Origin of the sequence: Nocardioides sp. (genome assembly GCF_035547795.1) — a bacterium.
In the GTDB taxonomy this organism is placed as follows: domain Bacteria; phylum Actinomycetota; class Actinomycetes; order Propionibacteriales; family Nocardioidaceae; genus Nocardioides.
This window is the reverse complement of record NZ_DASZUF010000181.1, coordinates 18281-33541: the sequence shown is the minus strand read 5'-3', so window position 1 is coordinate 33541 and position 15261 is coordinate 18281. Positions and strand designations below refer to the sequence as shown.

Here is a 15261-nt window from a genome sequence, read left to right as displayed (position 1 = left end):
GGCTCGCACGGATGTGCGAACACGCCGCGTGGAGTGCGACGATCGTAGCCGTGACGCTCGCTCCCGATCCCCGCCTGGCCGACTCCGCCCTCCTCAAGGCCGCGCGCGGCGAGCGGCCGCAGCACACGCCGGTCTGGTACATGCGCCAGGCCGGGCGCGCACTGCCGGAGTACCTGAAGGTGCGCGAGGGCATCCCGATGCTCGACTCCTGCATGAACCCCGAGCTGATCACCGAGATCACCCTCCAGCCGGTGCGGCGCTACGGCGTCGACGCGGCCATCTTCTACTCCGACATCGTGCTGCCGCTCAAGGCGGTCGGCGTCGACCTGGACATCAAGCCGGGCGTGGGCCCGGTGGTGGCGCAGCCGGTCCGGACGCTGGCCGACGTGGCCGCGATCCCCGACCTGACCCCCGACCAGGTGCCGTTCATCACCGCGGCCGTCCGCGCGCTGACCGCCGAGCTGGGCGGCACGCCGCTGATCGGCTTCGCCGGGGCGCCGTTCACGGTGGCGTCGTACCTGGTCGAGGGCGGCCCGTCGAAGGACTATGCGAGGACCAAGGCGCTGATGTTCGGCGCGCCCGAGATCTGGCGAGCGCTGATGAGCAAGGTCGCCGGCATCTCCGCGGCGTTCCTCGAGGTGCAGGTCGCGGCCGGTGCCTCCGCCGTCCAGCTCTTCGACTCGTGGGCCGGCGCCGTCACTCCCGACGACTACCGCTCGTTCGTGATGCCCTACTCGGCGCAGGTGCTGGCCCGGATCACGTCGGTGCCCAAGATCCACTTCGGCGTGAACAGCGCGATGCTGCTCGACCAGATGGGCGAGGCCGGCGCCGATGTGGTCGGCGTGGACTGGCGCACGCCGCTGTCCTGGGCAGTGCCGCGAGTGGGCGAGCGCGCCGTCCAGGGCAACCTCGACCCGACCCTGGTCTTCGCGCCCACCGAGGTGATGACCGCCCGGGCCGCCGAGGTGATCGAGGCCGGTCGGGCCGCCCGTGGCCACATCTTCAACCTCGGCCACGGCGTGATCCCCTCGACCGACCCCGACCAGCTCCAGCGGCTGACCGAGTTCGTCCACAGCTACCCGCTGGCCTGATGCGCGTCCTCGTGCTCGGTGCCGGTGTCGCGGGCTTGACCGCGGCCCGGTCGCTCGCGTCCGCCGGCCACGACGTGGTCGTGCTCGAGGCGTCGGACCGGGTCGGCGGCAAGCTGCGCCCCGCGACCGTCGCCGGCGTCACGGTGGACGTCGGCGCCGAGGCGATGCTGGCCCGCCGCCCCGAGGGGCTCGCGCTGGCGGCCTCGCTCGGCCTGGACGTGGTGCACCCCACCGGCGCCACCTCGCAGATCTACAGCTACGGCGCGCTGCGGCCGATGCCGCGCTCGATCATGGGCGTGCCGATGGACATCGAAGCGCTCGCGTCCTCCGGCGTGCTCTCGGCCGCCGGCGTGGAGCGGGTGCGGGCCGAGGCGTCGCTGCCGGTCGAGCCGGTCGAGGGAGACATCTCGGTCGGCGACCTGGTCGCGGCCCGCTTCGGCGACGAGGTCACCGACCGTCTCGTCGAGCCCCTGCTCGGCGGCGTGTACGCCGGCCGGGCACGTCGCATCTCCGCCCGGGCCGCCGTCCCGCAGCTGCCCACGATGCTGGCCCGCGGGCCGCTCACCCCGCAGGCGGCGGTCGTGCCGACGTCGACGGCACCGGTCTTCGGTGGCCTGGCCGGCGGGATGTGGCAGCTCCCCGCCGCGCTCGCCGAGGGCTTGGACGTCCGACTGGAGACCCCGGCGCTCGACCTGGCCCGCGACGCGGGCGCCTGGGTGGTCTCGACCCCGGCCGGGGAGCTGGCCGCCGACGCGGTGGTGCTGGCCACGCAGCCCAGGGTGAGTGCGCCGCTGCTGGCCGGGATCGCGCCGGTGGCCTCGGCCGAGCTGGCCGGCTACGAGGCCGCGACCAGCGCCGTGGTGACCTTCGCCTTCCCCCGGGCGGCGCTGCCGCTGGACGGCTCCCGGTCGGGGCTGCTCGTCCCGCCGGTGGAGCCGACCGCGATCAAGGCCTCGACGTACTCCTTCGCGAAGTGGGACTGGGTCCGTGAGGCCGGCGACGGGCTGGCCGTGCTGCGCACCTCACTCGGCCGTGCCGGCGAGACGCTGAGCGACGCCGACGACGAGCTGGTGGCCGCGTCGCTGGCCGACCTGGTCAGGATCGCCGGCATCGACGCGGCGCCGGTGGACGTGCACGTGCAGCGCTGGGTCGACGCGCTGCCGCAGTACGCCGTCGGACATCTGGAGCGGGTTGCCCGCATCCGCGCCGCGGTCGCCGAGCTGCCCGGCTTGGCGGTGTGCGGTGCGGCGTACGACGGCGTCGGCATCCCGGCCGTGATCGCTTCCGCCCAGCGTGCCGCGGCCGAGCTCGAGGCGGGCCGGGCCAGCTGAGGGTGTGCTGGGTCACCGGCGCACAATAGGGGCATGACCGATCCGCAAGCCCACATCAAGTCGAACGCCGCCAAGATCAACGAGCTCAACGCCACCCTCCGTTACACGATGTGGTCGGTCTTCAAGCTCTCCGACGTGCTCGGTGACGCCGACCGCAAGGCCGAGGCGCGCGAGGTCGAGGAGCTGCTCACGGATCTCGCGGAGCAGGACGTCGTGCTGCGGGGCCTCTACGACGTGGCCGGGCTGCGTGCCGACGCCGACCTGATGCTGTGGCTGCACGCCGACTCCTCGGACAAGCTGCAGAGCGCGTTCCACCGCTTCCGTCGCACGTCCTTCGGGCGCCGGCTGGCCCCGGTGTGGTCCCAGATGGCGCTGCACCGGCCGGCTGAGTTCAACCGCTCGCACCTGCCGGCGTTCCTGGCCGACGAGCGCTCACACGACTACGTCGCCGTCTACCCGTTCGTGCGCTCCTACGAGTGGTACCTGCTGCCCGACGACGAGCGTCGTGCGCTGCTCGCCGAGCACGGCCAGATGGCGCGCGAGTACCCCGACGTGCGCGCCAACACGGTGCCGGCGTTCGCGCTGGGCGACTACGAGTGGATCCTCGCCTTCGAGGCCGACGACCTGTCCCGCATCGTCGACCTGATGCGCCACCTGCGCGGCTCGGAGACCCGCCGCCACGTGCGCGAGGAGGTGCCGTTCTACACCGGCCGCCGCACCGAGGTCGCCGAGCTGCTGGAGCAGCTGCCCTGAGGGTGGTGGTGAGTCGTTCTCCCGCTCGGACTCTGCAGGATCCGACTCACAACTCGGTGCCGCGGATCCGGGCCAGGGCGCGCATGCCGTGGTAGATGACCACGGCGGCGATCGTGCCCAGCGCGATGCCGGTGAAGGTGAGGTCACCGGTCTTCACTGTCAGGTTTCCGATGCCGATCACCATCGCGACCGCGGCGGTGAACTGGTTGACCGGCCGGGAGAAGTCGACCCGGTTGTCGATCCAGATCCGGATGCCGATCAGGCCGATGAGGCCGTAGAGCGCGACCGTCACGCCGCCCAGTACGCCGGCCGGGATGGTGTTGAGCAGCGCCCCGACCTTCGGGCAGAGGCTGAGCAGGATCGCGACCAGTCCGGCCACCCAGTACGCCGCGGTCGAGAACACCCGGGTCGCGGTCATCACGCCGATGTTCTCGCCGTACGTCGTGGTCGCGGAGCCGCCGCCCAGGCCCGCGAGGGTGCTGGCCAGGCCGTCGGCGAGCAGCGCCCGGCCGGTCTCCCGGTTCAGAGTGTGGTCGCCGGCGAGGTGGGCGACGCTGCGCACGTGGCCGACGTTCTCGGCGACGAGGACCAGCACGACCGGCAGGAACATCGGCACCACCGACCAGGTGGCGTGCGGGCCGGTGAAGTCGGGCAGGCCGAACCAGTCGGCGGCCCTGACCTTGGCGAAGTCGATGTCGCCGGCCAGCGCGGCGGCGACGTACCCGACGACCACGCCGATCAGGATCGACAGCCGTGCGGTGAGGCCGCGGAACGCCACCGTCACGACCAGCACCGCCAGCAGCGTGACCAGCGCTAGCCAGGGCTTGGCGGCGAAGTTGGTGGTCGCCGAGCCGGCCAGGTTGAGCCCGATCAGCGCCACGATCGCGCCGGTGACCACCGGCGGCATCAGCACCTCGATCCAGCGCGTGCCGGTGGCGATCACGATGGCGCCCACGGCCGCCAGCAGCACACCGGTGACGATCACGCCGAAGAGTGCGCCGCCCATCCCGGCGCCCTTGTCGCCGGTGGCCGCGGTGATCGGTGCGATGAACGCGAACGAGGAGCCCAGGTAGCTGGGCAGCCGGTTGCGGGTGAGTAGCAGGAAGATCAGCGTGCCGACGCCGGAGAAGAACAGCGTCGTGGTCGGCGGGAAGCCGGTCAGCAGCGGGACCAGGAACGTCGCCCCGAACATGGCGACCACGTGCTGGGCCCCGAACCCGATGGTCCGCGGCCAGGTCAGCCGCTCCCACGGAGCGACGATGTCGCCCTCGCGGATCCTCTTGCCGTCACCATGCAGATCCCACGTCAGCCGCACGTCGCCTTCTCCTTTGCCTTGCGGTGGGCAAAGGATGGCGTAGCCGCGGCCCGCGACGCCAGCGGGCTCGCTGCCGCCGCTGCCCGCCGCAGCCGCCGCGGCCGCCGCGGCCGCCGCGGCTCAGCGGATCGGCTCAGCGGATCGGCTCAGTCGTCGGCGGGCTCGAGGGTCAGCGAGATCGAGTTGATGCAGTAGCGGTCACCGGTCGGCGTGCCGTAGCCGTCGGGGAACACGTGGCCGAGGTGCGAATCGCAGTTGGCGCAGCGCACCTCGACGCGCTTCATCCCGAAGGAGTTGTCCTCCAGGTACTTCACGGTGTCGGTGATCGGCTGGTAGAAGGACGGCCAGCCGCAGCCGGAGTGGAACTTGGTGTCCGACTCGAACAGCTTGGCGCCGCACGCGCGGCACTTGTAGACACCCTTGGTCTCGGTGTCGGTGTACTCCCCGGTGAACGCCCGTTCCGTGCCGGCCTCGCGCAGCACGTGGTACTCCTCGGGGGTCAGCTGCTCGCGCCACTCGGCGTCGGTCTTCTGCACGTTGTTGGCCACCCCTCCAGAGTACGTTGGCGCCATGGTGGCTTCAGCGCAGGTGCAGGCGGGGGAGCGCAGCGTCCGCATCTCCAGTCCGGAGCGGGTGATCTACCAGGCCACGCCGAGCACGCCCGAGGTCACCAAGCTGATGGTCGCGCAGTACGTCGCGAGCGTGGGCGAGGGTCTCATGCGAGCGCTGGGTGAGCGTCCCACCGCACTGGAGAGGTGGCCCTCCGGCGTACGCGAGGGGATGCGGCTGGCCACCGGCCCGCAGGACCGGGATGCCGACGCGTTCTACCAAAAGCGCGTCCCCAAGGGCGCGCCCGACTACCTCGAGACGGTGCAGGTGCGGTTTCCCAGCGGCCGCACCGCCGAGGAGATCTGCCCGACCGAGATCGCGGTGCCGGTCTGGTGCGCGCAGATGGGCACCCTGACGTTCCACCCGTGGCCGGTGCGGCGCGCGGACGTCGACCATCCCGACGAGCTGCGCATCGATCTGGATCCCCAGCCCGGGACGACGTTCGCGGACGCGCGCCGGGTCGCCGCGGTGGCGCGCGAGCTGCTCGAGGAGCTGGGCATCACCGGCTACCCGAAGACCAGCGGCAACCGCGGCATCCACATCTACGTGCGGATCCGGCCGGACTGGCGGTTCGAGGACGTGCGGCACGCCGCGATCGGCCTGGGTCGCGAGCTGGAGCGCCGTGACGACGGCGTCACCACCGCCTGGTGGAAGGAGCAGCGGGGCAGCCGGATCTTCGTCGACTTCAACCAGAACAACCGGGACCGGACCATCGCCAGCGCCTACAGCCTGCGGCCGCTGCCGGGCGCGCCGGTCTCCACGCCGCTGACCTGGGCGGAGCTGGCGGAGCTGGACGACCCGCGCACGCTCAACCTCTTCACCGTCCCCGATCGGCTGGCCGACGGCGATCCGTGGGCCGCGATCGACGACGTGGCGCACGACCTCACGCCGCTGCTGCGGCTGTGGGAGGAGTTGCCCGGTGGCGAGTTGAACTTCCCGCCGGACTATCCGAAGATGCCGGGCGAGCCGCCCCGGGTCCAGCCGAGCAAGAAGGTCGCCGAGCACTGGGACGAGGCCGGCAACCGGATCGGGGGATGAGAAAGGCCCGCCGTGCGGATCCCCCGATCCGCACAGCGGGCTTCGCCACGAAGGGCACGTCCGCGCGGCTTGTCCCCCGACCCGCCGCGCGCGGAGCCTGGGAGCCCGGGCTCCGGTGCAGCTTCGAAGCTCCCCACGCCGACGCGCGCCCCGGATGCGGTCGACGCCGAGACGATAGTCGGACGCCGACAACCCGATCGCTACAGGTGATCCAACGACCGGTAACAGGTCGTCAACGAAGCCCGGCGCTCAGTAGCCCTCGGCCTGCTCGTCGAAGGTCTCGTGCTCCAGCAGGTGCAGGACGGGGACGCCGAGCTTGCGCCGCGCCTGCGCCGTCCAGTCGACGTGGAAGAACTCCGCCACGACGTGCGGCCGGGTCAAGATGATGGCCTCGCGGCCGTCGACCTGCCGGACCTTGGCCGCAAGCGCCTGGATCGGGTCCTCGACGAGCTCCCCGGTGGCCTCCGCGCCAGCCTCGTGCAGCGCGGTGAGGGTGTCGGCCAGCTGGGTCTGGGCACGGTCGCGGGCGTCGGCCTGGACGGCGTCGAGGTCGACCTGCTGGGAGAGCATGTTCGGTGCGCCGAGCAGCTCGCTGGAGGGCAGCGAGCCCATCGCCGCCTCGATCCGGGCGGCGGCGTCCTCCACGGGCAGCAGCACGTGGTAGGTCACCGGGTCGTCGAGGCCCTCGTGCAGGGACAGCACTCGTGCCGCATCGGCCTCGGTGAGGGCCTGCTCGACCAGGAGTACGACGTCGTAGTCAGCCATGAGGCGACTCTAGCCACCCAGCACGTCGCGCAGGTCGTAGGACACCGGCTCCTCGAGCTGGTCGTAGCCGCACGACTCCGGGTCGCGGTCGGGCCGCCACCGCTTGAACTGTGCGGTGTGCCGGAACCGCCGGCCCTCCATGTGGTCGTAGCCCACCTCCAGCACTCGCTCGGGCCGCAGCGGCACGAAGGAGAGGTCCTTGCCCTGCGACCAGCGGCTCTGGGTGCCCGGCACCCGGTCGGGGTTGGCGGTCAGGAACTCCGCCCACCGGCCCCATGGGTGCTCCTCGAGCGGCACCTCGAGCGGCGCCAACTCCTCGATCAGCTCGGCGCGCCGCTTGGCGGTGAACGATGCCGCGACGCCGACGTGCTGCAGCTGGTCGCCGTCGTACAGGCCCAGCAGGAGGCTGCCCAGGAGCGGCTTCTGTGGCGTCGAGGTCTTGTGCGGCCGGTAGCCGGCGAGCACCACGTCGGCGGTGCGGGCGTGCTTGATCTTGAGCATGGTGCGCTGGTTGGGGGAGTACGGCGCGGTCAGCGGCTTGGCCACCACGCCGTCGAGCCCGGCACCCTCGAACCGGGTGAACCAGTCCCGCGCCACCACCGGATCGGCGGTCGTCGTGCACAGGTGCACCGCGTCGCCGGTCGTCAACGCGCGCTCGAGCGCGGCCCGCCGCCGAGCGAACGGCTCATCGAGGTAGGACACGTCGTCGAGCGCGAGCAGGTCGAAGGCGACGAAGGACGCGGGCGTCTGCTCGGCCAGCAGCTTGATCCGCGAGGCGGCCGGGTGGATGCGCTCCTGCAGCACCTCGAACTCCAGTCGCCCGTCGCGCGCCACCACGATCTCGCCGTCGACGACGCACCGCTGCGGCAGCGCCGCGCGCAGCGCCTCGACCAGTTCGGGGAAGTAGCGGGTCAGCGGCTTGGTGTTGCGGGAGGCCAGCTCGATCTCGTCCCCGTCGCGGAAGACGATGGCTCGGAAGCCGTCCCACTTGGGTTCGAAGGAGTAGTCCGTCGAGTCGGGTACGGCGGGCACCGACTTGGCCAGCATCGGTAGTACTGGCGGCCTCACGGGCAGGTCCATATGCAGATCATGTCATCGCCGGGGGCCGGCGTTCCGTTCGATCGTCATTGGCCTGGCCAGACCTGACCAGGAGGCGTAGAATCAGGCATATGACCACGGTCAACGTCTATGAGGCGAAGTCCTCCCTCAGTCGGCTCATCGCTGCAGCAGAGGCCGGCGAGACGATCGTGATCGCGCGAAACGGCAAGCCGGTCGCCCAGCTCGGCCCGGTCGTGGAGCGCGCAGCCCGTGTCCCGGGGCGGATGAAGGGCGAGATCCGTATCCCCGATGACTTCGATCAGTGGACCGCCGAGGACGAGGCCGCCTGGTACGGCACCAGGACCGACCCAGTGGTGTCGTGAGGCTCATCCTCGATACCCACATCCTGTTGTGGTGGTGGGATGACTCTCCGGGGTTGACGCAAGACCTCCGTGATCTCATCGCGGATTCGGCTCATGAGGTGTTCGTGTCGGCGGTCTCGATCGCCGAGATCGCGGTCAAGAAGTCGATTGGCCGGCTGGTCGTCGGGGACGACTTCGCCGAGGGCATCGAGCGGGACGGTTTTGCCGAGCTGCCCCTGAGGGCCGCCCATGCTGCGCGGCTGGCATCGCTGCCGCTGCTTCACCGTGATCCATTCGACCGAATGCTCGTCGCTCAAGCGCAAGTCGAAGGAGCGACCCTGATCACCGTGGACAGCATGGTGCAGCAGTACGACGTGAAGACCTTGCCCGACGGTCAAGAACGACGGAAGCCGTCCCACTTGGGCTCGAAGGAGTAGCCGTCGAGTCGGGTACGGCGGGCACCGACGTGGCCAGCATCGGCAGGACGGGCGGGTCCATGAGGCCACGGTAGGCCGGTTCGGGGCAGGGGAGTGCGGTGGCGCGGAAGGCTCGCGGAAACGCGGCAGTGGCTTACAGCAGGTTCTCTGACGAGAAGCAGGGCATCAATGCCGAGCAAGAGGGCATCAATGCCGAGCTAGATGCTCTGAGCCAGACTCAGCTCTCCGTCGACCTGAGTACGCGACTCGCAGTCTCAATGCGATGGCCGAACTCGTCGAACTCCTGGCCGACGAGACCATCCCTGTGGAAGACCGTCGAGCCGCTCTGCGCCACATCGGCGTCGAGGCCGTCTACATCGATCGCCCGCACGTCAGCGTTGAGTTCCTCCCTGGCGCTGGCTGAGCGGCGCGGCACAAGAGTGCCGCCGGGTCGCGCCTGACACAATGAGAACGTTGGACACAAAGGAGGTACCGCCGTCATGACACACGCGCCGCAGCCGGCTCCCGAGCTACTGCCCGACCTCCTCGACCTGGACGCGTTGATGCGAGGCGTCGCACCCGTCACGAGCCCTGACGACTTGGCCGCGCCCGACGTCTTCCCCGATGACGAGGAGTTGCAGGAGTTTGTGGCGTGGGTCCGCGCGCAGCGGAACAGGGACATCGCGTGACCTCTGGGGATCGCATTGTCCTCGACACCGACGCCGCGTCCCTCAGCTTCAAGCGGCAACTGCCTGCCTCGCTGTTTGCCAAGATCGTCGGCTCCCAGCCCCTCATCACCTGGGTGACCTACGGCGAGATGACCCGCTGGCCGCATGCCCGCAGCTGGGGCAACCCCCGCCGTGACGCCCTGGACGGGTGGCTTCGCAACATCACTGCCTTGCCGGGTACGTCAGGGGTGGCCCGCAAGTGGGGCGAGATCGTCGCCTACGCCGACCGCCGAGGACATCCACGGCCCGTCAACGACTCGTGGATCGCTGCCGCCTGTCTGGCCTACGACCTGCCTCTGGCGACGCTCAACGTCGCCGACTTTCAGGACTTCGCAGAGTACGAGGGGCTTCGGGTCATCACACCCTGAGTGGTCAGGCTGCGGCCACAGGCTCGGCGGTCAGCCGCACCTCGGCCGTCCAGGCATGAGCGTCGATTTCAGTCCTGCTGACGCCTGCATCGAGGGCGGCCTTCTTGGCCCACAGGATCGCCAGAGCCTCGTGGGCGCCTGCTGCCACACCGGGAGGTAACGGGGCACCCTCCGCCACTCTCACAGCATCAGTCGGCATGGCCGCCTCCGCGATCCTCGTCTTCAAGAGAGGACAGCTCCTCACGGGCGACCTGGCGAGCCTCACGCAAACGAGCGGCGGCAGTCAGGGCAAGCAGGCGGTCGCCGTCTGTGGCGTGACCGGCGCCGACGAACTCCCATACGCGGTCTGTATTCACCTGGACGTCAGCCGCGTTGTCCGTCGATCCATCGGCCGTTGCGTGCAGGGCGCGCCATGCGGCTCGGCGTGCGCGCAGGGCTCTCATCGTGGTGGAGTAGCGCAGTGTCTTGGTGGTGATGTGTCCGCGGTAGCCGAAGGTGTGGAGCCAGCGCACCATCTCGCCAGGGCCGGGTGACTCGGCGAGGTCGAGGATGGTTCGCAGGATCGCCCGAACATGGGGCCGTACGTCGAGGGTTTCGACGGCGAGTGGGGAGAAGCGCCGCGGTGTCAGGCCGAACTCGTTGACAGACTTGGTGACGTATTTCGCCAGGTAGCTCGCGATACGTCGGTCGTGATCGCCGTCTCCATGTTCGATCGAGTCGTCTTCGCTCGGCGGGCTCGTGGCGCGGAGGGGTTGGACGTCGGTCTGTTCTCCGAAGCGGAGGGTGACCAGTTCGCCGCCGAGGCTGGGCACATCTAACCGAACGTTGTCGACGGCTTGGCGCACGGCCAGCATGAGATCGACCATGGTCAGTGGCACCGGACCCATGGGCGCTTCTTCGCCGTCCTGAATGGAGTCGAGGCGCACGACGGCGTGGTAGTGGGGGACGCCGCGGCGCTGTAGTTCGACGACCTTGATGTAGGAGACGCGGACGCTCTTGGGGTCGTGTCCGAGGTCCCGCAGCTGGCGACGGATCAGGCGGCGCAGGGCGATGGTGAAGCGGTGCCATAGCTCGGGGAGTACCAGGTGAAGAGCACGTGATTCGGGTAGTCGTATCAGTCCGGGCACAACGGTTCGCCGAGTCGCGGGTCGGCTGCGGAATGGGTCTCGCTGCACGCGGTCGCTCGTCCGTGGGGACAGGCGCGCGTGCCGCGGGCCGGACGGCAAGGGCCGCTCTGCTCGCCCCGTCGTTCGCTGCGGCGTGCGGTGTGGACGGGCCCGAAGCTGGGGGCGGTCAGGGTGCGAAGACCATGTCCCGTGTGGGATCTGCGCTGGCGTCACTCTGCGCGGGGTCCGGCGTGATGACGCGGTGGACGAGCTGCCAGGTATCGCCGGCATACAGGGCCGAGCAGGACGGGCAGATCGTGGCTCGCCGGGTCTTGCAGTAGGCGAGGATCGTGACGGCCTTGCCTTGGGCGTCGCGTCCGCGCAGGTGGACGGGGTGGCGCAGTAGCCGGCATAGGTGACCTGACCCCACCACTTCTCATAGGCAGGGGAGGAGGCCCGGTGGATGATCTCGGCCTCGATGTCTTCGATCAGGCCGGCACGGACAGGTCTCCGGCCGGGGAGCTGGGCGGGGTGCTGGAGGCGGGCATGCCCGCGCCCGTCAGCGGAGCCAGCGGTGGACCGAGCTCCTCGGTACCGCGACTCTCCGTCACGCAACAGACGCCGGCCGTGGCCACTGACCGCTTCTCAGCCGACACGTGACGTCGTGGCCCGTGCGTCAGACGCGAGGGCCACGACGTCCATCCGGACGCGCCGCTCAGCGGATGCGGTGACGTCCCGAGCTCTTGCCGATCTGGTGCCGCTTCTTGTTCGCGGTCCAACTCTCGGTCACCACGACCCGCAGCCACTTGCTGCGCCAGCGCGCCTTGAGGTGCAGTCGTGCCGCGTGGCCGACCGTGCGTCCGGCCACGCGCCATGTGACCGTCCGGTGCGCCCGGCCCGGCAGGTGGTGGAAGGTCGGCCCTACGACGCGTACCCAGTGGCCCACCGCGATCCTGCCCGCGATCCTGACCCTGCCCGTGACGGACGGCTTCGCCGTCGGCGTCGCCGAGGGACTACCCGTCGGGCTGGGGCCGGACGAGCCATCCGTGGAGGCCGACGCGACCGTGCCGGTGGGGTCGGACGGGTCACTCAGCGTGGTGAGGTGCCCAGGCTCTGCCACCTCCGCCCGCACCGTGACGGCCTTGCCGCTCTGTGCCGAGGTGAGCGTCACGTTCGCGCCGGTGGCGAAGCGGCTGCCGCCGGCATACCAGAGGTAGGAGGAGGTCGCGGTGCCTGCGTCAATGCTGGCCTGATCGTCGCTCCCGAAGGTCGCCTTCCCGGTCAGCGTGTCGCCGACCTTCGGATGGGTGGTCGACGTGACAGCGCTGCCCGTGGCGTCGTCGATCTCCACCGCGGTCGGCGCGAACGTGGCCGGCTCGGTGACGAACGTGGTGTCGTCCACCTCGCTGTCCACCGGGGTGGCGGCCGCGGCACGGAGCCGAGCCGAGGTGTAGACGCCGTTGGCGAAGCTCACCGTGGCGTCGTAGTCGGTGTCGGGTGTCAGGCCCAGCAGCGTCGAGTCGTCCTCGGTATCCGCCGGATCCACGGTGCCGTCGGCCTTCACGTGGACGACGACCGGGTCGTCACCCGTCGGCACGTACGCCGACTCGTCGCTGTCGTCATCGGACGCGACCGGCGTGAAGGTCACCTCGTAGGGGTAAGCGCCCGAGGCGACGCCGCCGATCGAAGCCGGAACGCTCGGCAGGCCCGTCACGCTGGCGCCGTTGTCGGTGGCCTTCACCGTGACACTGCTCGTGTCGGGCTCGATGCCGGGCACGACGTCGAGGGCGTGGCGGGTCACATCGAGCGCGTAGACGCCGTGGCTGGTCGTGACGACCTGCTCGAGGTCACCACCCAGGCGGCCGCTCCCGAACAGAGGGTTGTAGTTCGCGTCGGTGACGAACTCGCCGTACGTCGGGTCGAGCGGGAAGCCCAGGACGTAGCCGGTGCTGGTCGTCGCCCATAGCGTGCTCTCATCCGTGTTGAGCGCGAGGCCCGTGACCGGGCCAAGGTTCGGCGACGCGGAGGTGATCTGCTCGCCGTCCGGCGTGCCATTGAACAGCGCGGCCGCATCGAGGCCGATGGTGGAGCCCTGTGCCAGGTAGACGTCGTTGAACACGGTGCCGTGCTGAGTGACGCCCAGGTCGGCGGCCGGGACGGGCCGCGAGCCCAGGTCGTCCACTTGGTAGGCCACGACACACGATTCCCCCGAGAGGCAGTCGATGAGGCCCCCATCATTGTTGCCGGCCCTCACGAGGGCAGACTCAACGGTCTCGTCGTCGTCCAGATCTGTGTCGACGAGATACAAGCCCCAGTCGCCGGCCGCGTCCTTGGCTTCGATCAAGGTGCCGTCGGCGTCGCCACCCAGGGCGACCGGCGCCGTGTTCGTGAGGATGCCGAAATCGGTGCTGTCGTCGGAACTGAGGCCGTACACCGGGTACGCGGTGCCGCCGGACTGCAGCGTCACCTGCCCGCCCGTGACACTGATCGGACCCGTCGGAGTCGGCAGGGTGCCGGTCGTGAGGGTGGTCGAGGCCGGGCTGGTGGCGCTGATCTGCGAGGTGTCGACCTGCTTGGTCGTCGTGCCGTCGGTGGCGTAGATGGTGTTGCCGTCAGCAGTCAGCGAGGTCGCGGCGAAGCCGAGCGGGATCCGCCAGGGCGCGCTGCTGCCGCTCGTGCTGGCCGGCACGCGCGCCGTCGCCGCCGCGGTGTAGGCGCTGGTGAAGAGCCCGTTGTCGTAGGCGAGCGCGATGCGGTAGCTCGTGACGCCGCTGCCGACGGTGAACCGCGTGCTCGGGTCGAGGTCGCCGCTGGCGTCGGCCCGCAGCATTTCTGGGTCCCCGCCGCTGGCCGGGGTGAGCCGCACCAGGTAGGGGTAGGCGACCGCCTCGCTGGAGTCGGCCAGGCCGGTGCTGTCCGTGCTCAGACCGTTCAGGAACAGGACGGGCGTGTCGTCCGCGTCGAGGGCGATGGTCGCCTGGAACCCGGCGTCGGGTGTGCTCGGCACCGACGGCAGCGTGTACACCGTCGAGCCGTCGGCACTCAGGCCGACGAACGTGCCGGAGAGGTTGACCAGGCCGGCGACCCGCTTCCCGTCGCCGCCGAGCTGGCCGTCGGTCTCAGTGATCGGGGAGCTGCTGAAGTCGAGCACGCTCACCTGGTGGCCGGCCGCGGCCATCACCGTCTCACCGTCAGCCGCCAGGGCCGTCACGAGGTCGGTGGTCGACATGGTCTTCTCTCTCGCGAGGCTGAGGGACACGTCGACGTTGTCGGTGTAGTAGTTGCCGGACTCACTGCCGCCAACGGTCGGGGCCGGACCGTTCGAAGCAGTGAAGTGGTAGACCGTGGTGGTGGAGCCGTTCTGCGCGGCGACGTAGAACTGGGAGCCGTCGGTCAGCCCGAGGAAGCCGTTCATGACCTCGCGCCCGCAGCCCGAGACAAAGCAGTCACCACCGACCTCCTCACTGCCGCTGAAGGCCAGAGCGGTCGGCGTGCCGTAGAACTCGAGGTCAGGGTCGCCCAGGTTGGCCAGCTCGATGGCCCCCCATCCGCTGAACCAGCTGCCAGAACTCCAGACGTTGTTCGCCGGCTGGAGGATGTAGATGCCCCAGCTGCCGTCGGACGCCTTGGCAATGAAGGTGCCCGAATCCGACGTGGCGGCCACCTCGGTGAGCCGGTCACTGTCGGGCGTGGTGTCACAGACGACGTAGTCGTCATAGGAGCCGGTGGCCGGAGGGGTGCTGTCGTCCGCAGGGGCTGAGCCCGTATACGGGTCGCAGCGGTACAGGTCGTATCCAGCACCCAGCCCGCTGTTCGCCTGCAGTCCGTCGTCGCCCTCGTCGAGCAGCAGCATGTTCCCGTTGACAGCCGGGTCGGACAGCAAGCTAGCCGTACCCTCCGGGGCGCTGCCGTCCACATAGGCGTTCACGTCGGACACCGCACCCGTGGAGGGGTCGAGGGTGCCCCAGCCGTTCGTGCCGGCGACCATGAGGTGGCCGCTGTCGTCGGAGGCGATGGCGAACGGCGTGCCGACCGTGCTGTCGTCGACGGAGACCGCCCAAGGGAGCAGGGCCGCGGTGGCGGGCGCGGCGACGGCCAGTCCGGCGCCCACCAGGGCGCCTGCCGCCAGCGCGGTGAGCAACCTGCGCGAACGAGGGAGAGAAGACATGGACGTGCCTTTCGCGTCGAGACGAGGGAGCACCGCGCGGCGCTTGCATCAGAACGGCGATATACATACATCCATGAACGCAATTATTGCAAAAGTTCGGCGCGTAGACCGAGCGCGGCGCGAAACGACCGCCGGGGCCGTGCTCGCTCGATGACCCACTCGGGCCGGGGAAC

At 70.1% G+C, this 15261-nt stretch carries 18 protein-coding genes; 9 read left to right on the top strand and 9 right to left on the bottom strand.

Features of this window, described 5'->3' with window-relative positions; genetic code table 11:
* The first annotated feature begins 11 nt into the window (after window positions 1-11).
* Genes hemE through hemQ form a run of 3 tightly spaced genes read left to right on the top strand, consistent with a single transcriptional unit; the run spans window position 12 to window position 3175 of the window.
* Entirely contained in the window at window positions 12-1091 is a 1080-nt protein-coding gene (hemE, locus tag VHA72_RS13395) for a uroporphyrinogen decarboxylase (RefSeq protein WP_325576019.1), read from the top strand.
* Window positions 1091-2422 carry a protoporphyrinogen/coproporphyrinogen oxidase gene (locus VHA72_RS13390; protein ID WP_325576017.1) on the top strand — a complete coding sequence of 444 codons (1332 nt, stop codon included), beginning with the start codon at window positions 1091-1093 and terminating at the stop codon, window positions 2420-2422. Before hemE ends, VHA72_RS13390 begins: the two co-directional genes overlap by 1 nt.
* A gap of 33 nt (window positions 2423-2455) precedes the next feature.
* Complete coding sequence (gene hemQ / locus VHA72_RS13385) at window positions 2456-3175, top strand: hydrogen peroxide-dependent heme synthase (RefSeq protein WP_325576015.1); 720 nt, start codon at window positions 2456-2458, stop codon at window positions 3173-3175.
* Between the two features lie 46 nt (window positions 3176-3221).
* Here the strand turns inward: hemQ and VHA72_RS13380 are convergent, their stop codons facing one another.
* Window positions 3222-4490: a uracil-xanthine permease family protein gene (locus VHA72_RS13380; RefSeq protein WP_325576013.1), complete on the bottom strand. Its 1269-nt coding sequence runs from the start codon at window positions 4488-4490 to the stop codon at window positions 3222-3224.
* A 146-nt stretch (window positions 4491-4636) separates the two neighbouring features.
* Window positions 4637-5038, bottom strand: a complete 402-nt coding sequence (gene msrB, locus VHA72_RS13375) for a peptide-methionine (R)-S-oxide reductase MsrB (RefSeq protein ID WP_325576011.1) — start codon at window positions 5036-5038, stop codon at window positions 4637-4639.
* Between the two features lie 22 nt (window positions 5039-5060).
* Between msrB and VHA72_RS13370 the strand changes: the two genes are divergently transcribed.
* Entirely contained in the window at window positions 5061-6137 is a 1077-nt protein-coding gene (locus VHA72_RS13370) for a DNA polymerase domain-containing protein (RefSeq protein ID WP_325576009.1), read from the top strand.
* A 249-nt stretch (window positions 6138-6386) separates the two neighbouring features.
* Here the strand turns inward: VHA72_RS13370 and VHA72_RS13365 are convergent, their stop codons facing one another.
* Window positions 6387-6902, bottom strand: coding sequence for a hypothetical protein (locus VHA72_RS13365; protein ID WP_325576007.1), 516 nt, complete (start codon window positions 6900-6902; stop codon window positions 6387-6389).
* 9 nt (window positions 6903-6911) lie between these two features.
* A complete protein-coding gene (locus VHA72_RS13360; RefSeq protein WP_524538598.1) occupies window positions 6912-7970 on the bottom strand; it encodes an ATP-dependent DNA ligase in 1059 nt (352 codons plus the stop codon).
* 101 nt (window positions 7971-8071) lie between these two features.
* On the opposite strand from VHA72_RS13360, the gene VHA72_RS13355 reads away from it, so the two are divergent.
* From VHA72_RS13355 to VHA72_RS13335, 5 genes are all read left to right on the top strand, one after another.
* Complete coding sequence (locus tag VHA72_RS13355) at window positions 8072-8323, top strand: type II toxin-antitoxin system Phd/YefM family antitoxin (protein WP_325576003.1); 252 nt, start codon at window positions 8072-8074, stop codon at window positions 8321-8323.
* A complete protein-coding gene (locus tag VHA72_RS13350) occupies window positions 8320-8739 on the top strand; it encodes a type II toxin-antitoxin system VapC family toxin (protein ID WP_325576001.1) in 420 nt (139 codons plus the stop codon). The genes VHA72_RS13355 and VHA72_RS13350 overlap by 4 nt, the downstream gene beginning before the upstream one ends.
* Window positions 8740-9001: 262 nt before the next feature.
* On the top strand, window positions 9002-9142 hold the full coding sequence (locus VHA72_RS13345) for a hypothetical protein (protein ID WP_325575999.1): 141 nt from the start codon (window positions 9002-9004) through the stop codon (window positions 9140-9142).
* 76 nt (window positions 9143-9218) lie between these two features.
* Entirely contained in the window at window positions 9219-9407 is a 189-nt protein-coding gene (locus VHA72_RS13340; protein ID WP_325575997.1) for a hypothetical protein, read from the top strand.
* Entirely contained in the window at window positions 9404-9814 is a 411-nt protein-coding gene (locus VHA72_RS13335) for a type II toxin-antitoxin system VapC family toxin (RefSeq protein ID WP_325575995.1), read from the top strand. Before VHA72_RS13340 ends, VHA72_RS13335 begins: the two co-directional genes overlap by 4 nt.
* Window positions 9815-9818: 4 nt before the next feature.
* On the opposite strand, the gene VHA72_RS13330 is transcribed toward VHA72_RS13335, so the two are convergent.
* The 5 genes from VHA72_RS13330 to VHA72_RS13320 all read right to left on the bottom strand — a co-directional run bounded on the left by VHA72_RS13330 (window position 9819) and on the right by VHA72_RS13320 (window position 15088).
* Window positions 9819-9962, bottom strand: a complete 144-nt coding sequence (locus tag VHA72_RS13330) for a hypothetical protein (protein WP_325575993.1) — start codon at window positions 9960-9962, stop codon at window positions 9819-9821.
* Between the two features lie 40 nt (window positions 9963-10002).
* The gene (locus VHA72_RS13325; RefSeq protein WP_325575991.1) at window positions 10003-10941 is read right to left on the bottom strand and encodes a replication initiator; all 939 of its coding nucleotides are present in this window, start codon (window positions 10939-10941) and stop codon (window positions 10003-10005) included.
* Window positions 10929-11111, bottom strand: coding sequence for a replication initiator (locus tag VHA72_RS16540; RefSeq protein WP_414689804.1), 183 nt, complete (start codon window positions 11109-11111; stop codon window positions 10929-10931). The genes VHA72_RS13325 and VHA72_RS16540 overlap by 13 nt, the downstream gene beginning before the upstream one ends.
* Window positions 11108-11350: a replication initiator gene (locus VHA72_RS16535; protein ID WP_414689803.1), complete on the bottom strand. Its 243-nt coding sequence runs from the start codon at window positions 11348-11350 to the stop codon at window positions 11108-11110. The genes VHA72_RS16540 and VHA72_RS16535 overlap by 4 nt, the downstream gene beginning before the upstream one ends.
* A 285-nt stretch (window positions 11351-11635) precedes the next feature.
* Complete coding sequence (locus VHA72_RS13320) at window positions 11636-15088, bottom strand: hypothetical protein (RefSeq protein WP_325575989.1); 3453 nt, start codon at window positions 15086-15088, stop codon at window positions 11636-11638.
* Between the last annotated feature and the right edge of the window lie 173 nt (window positions 15089-15261).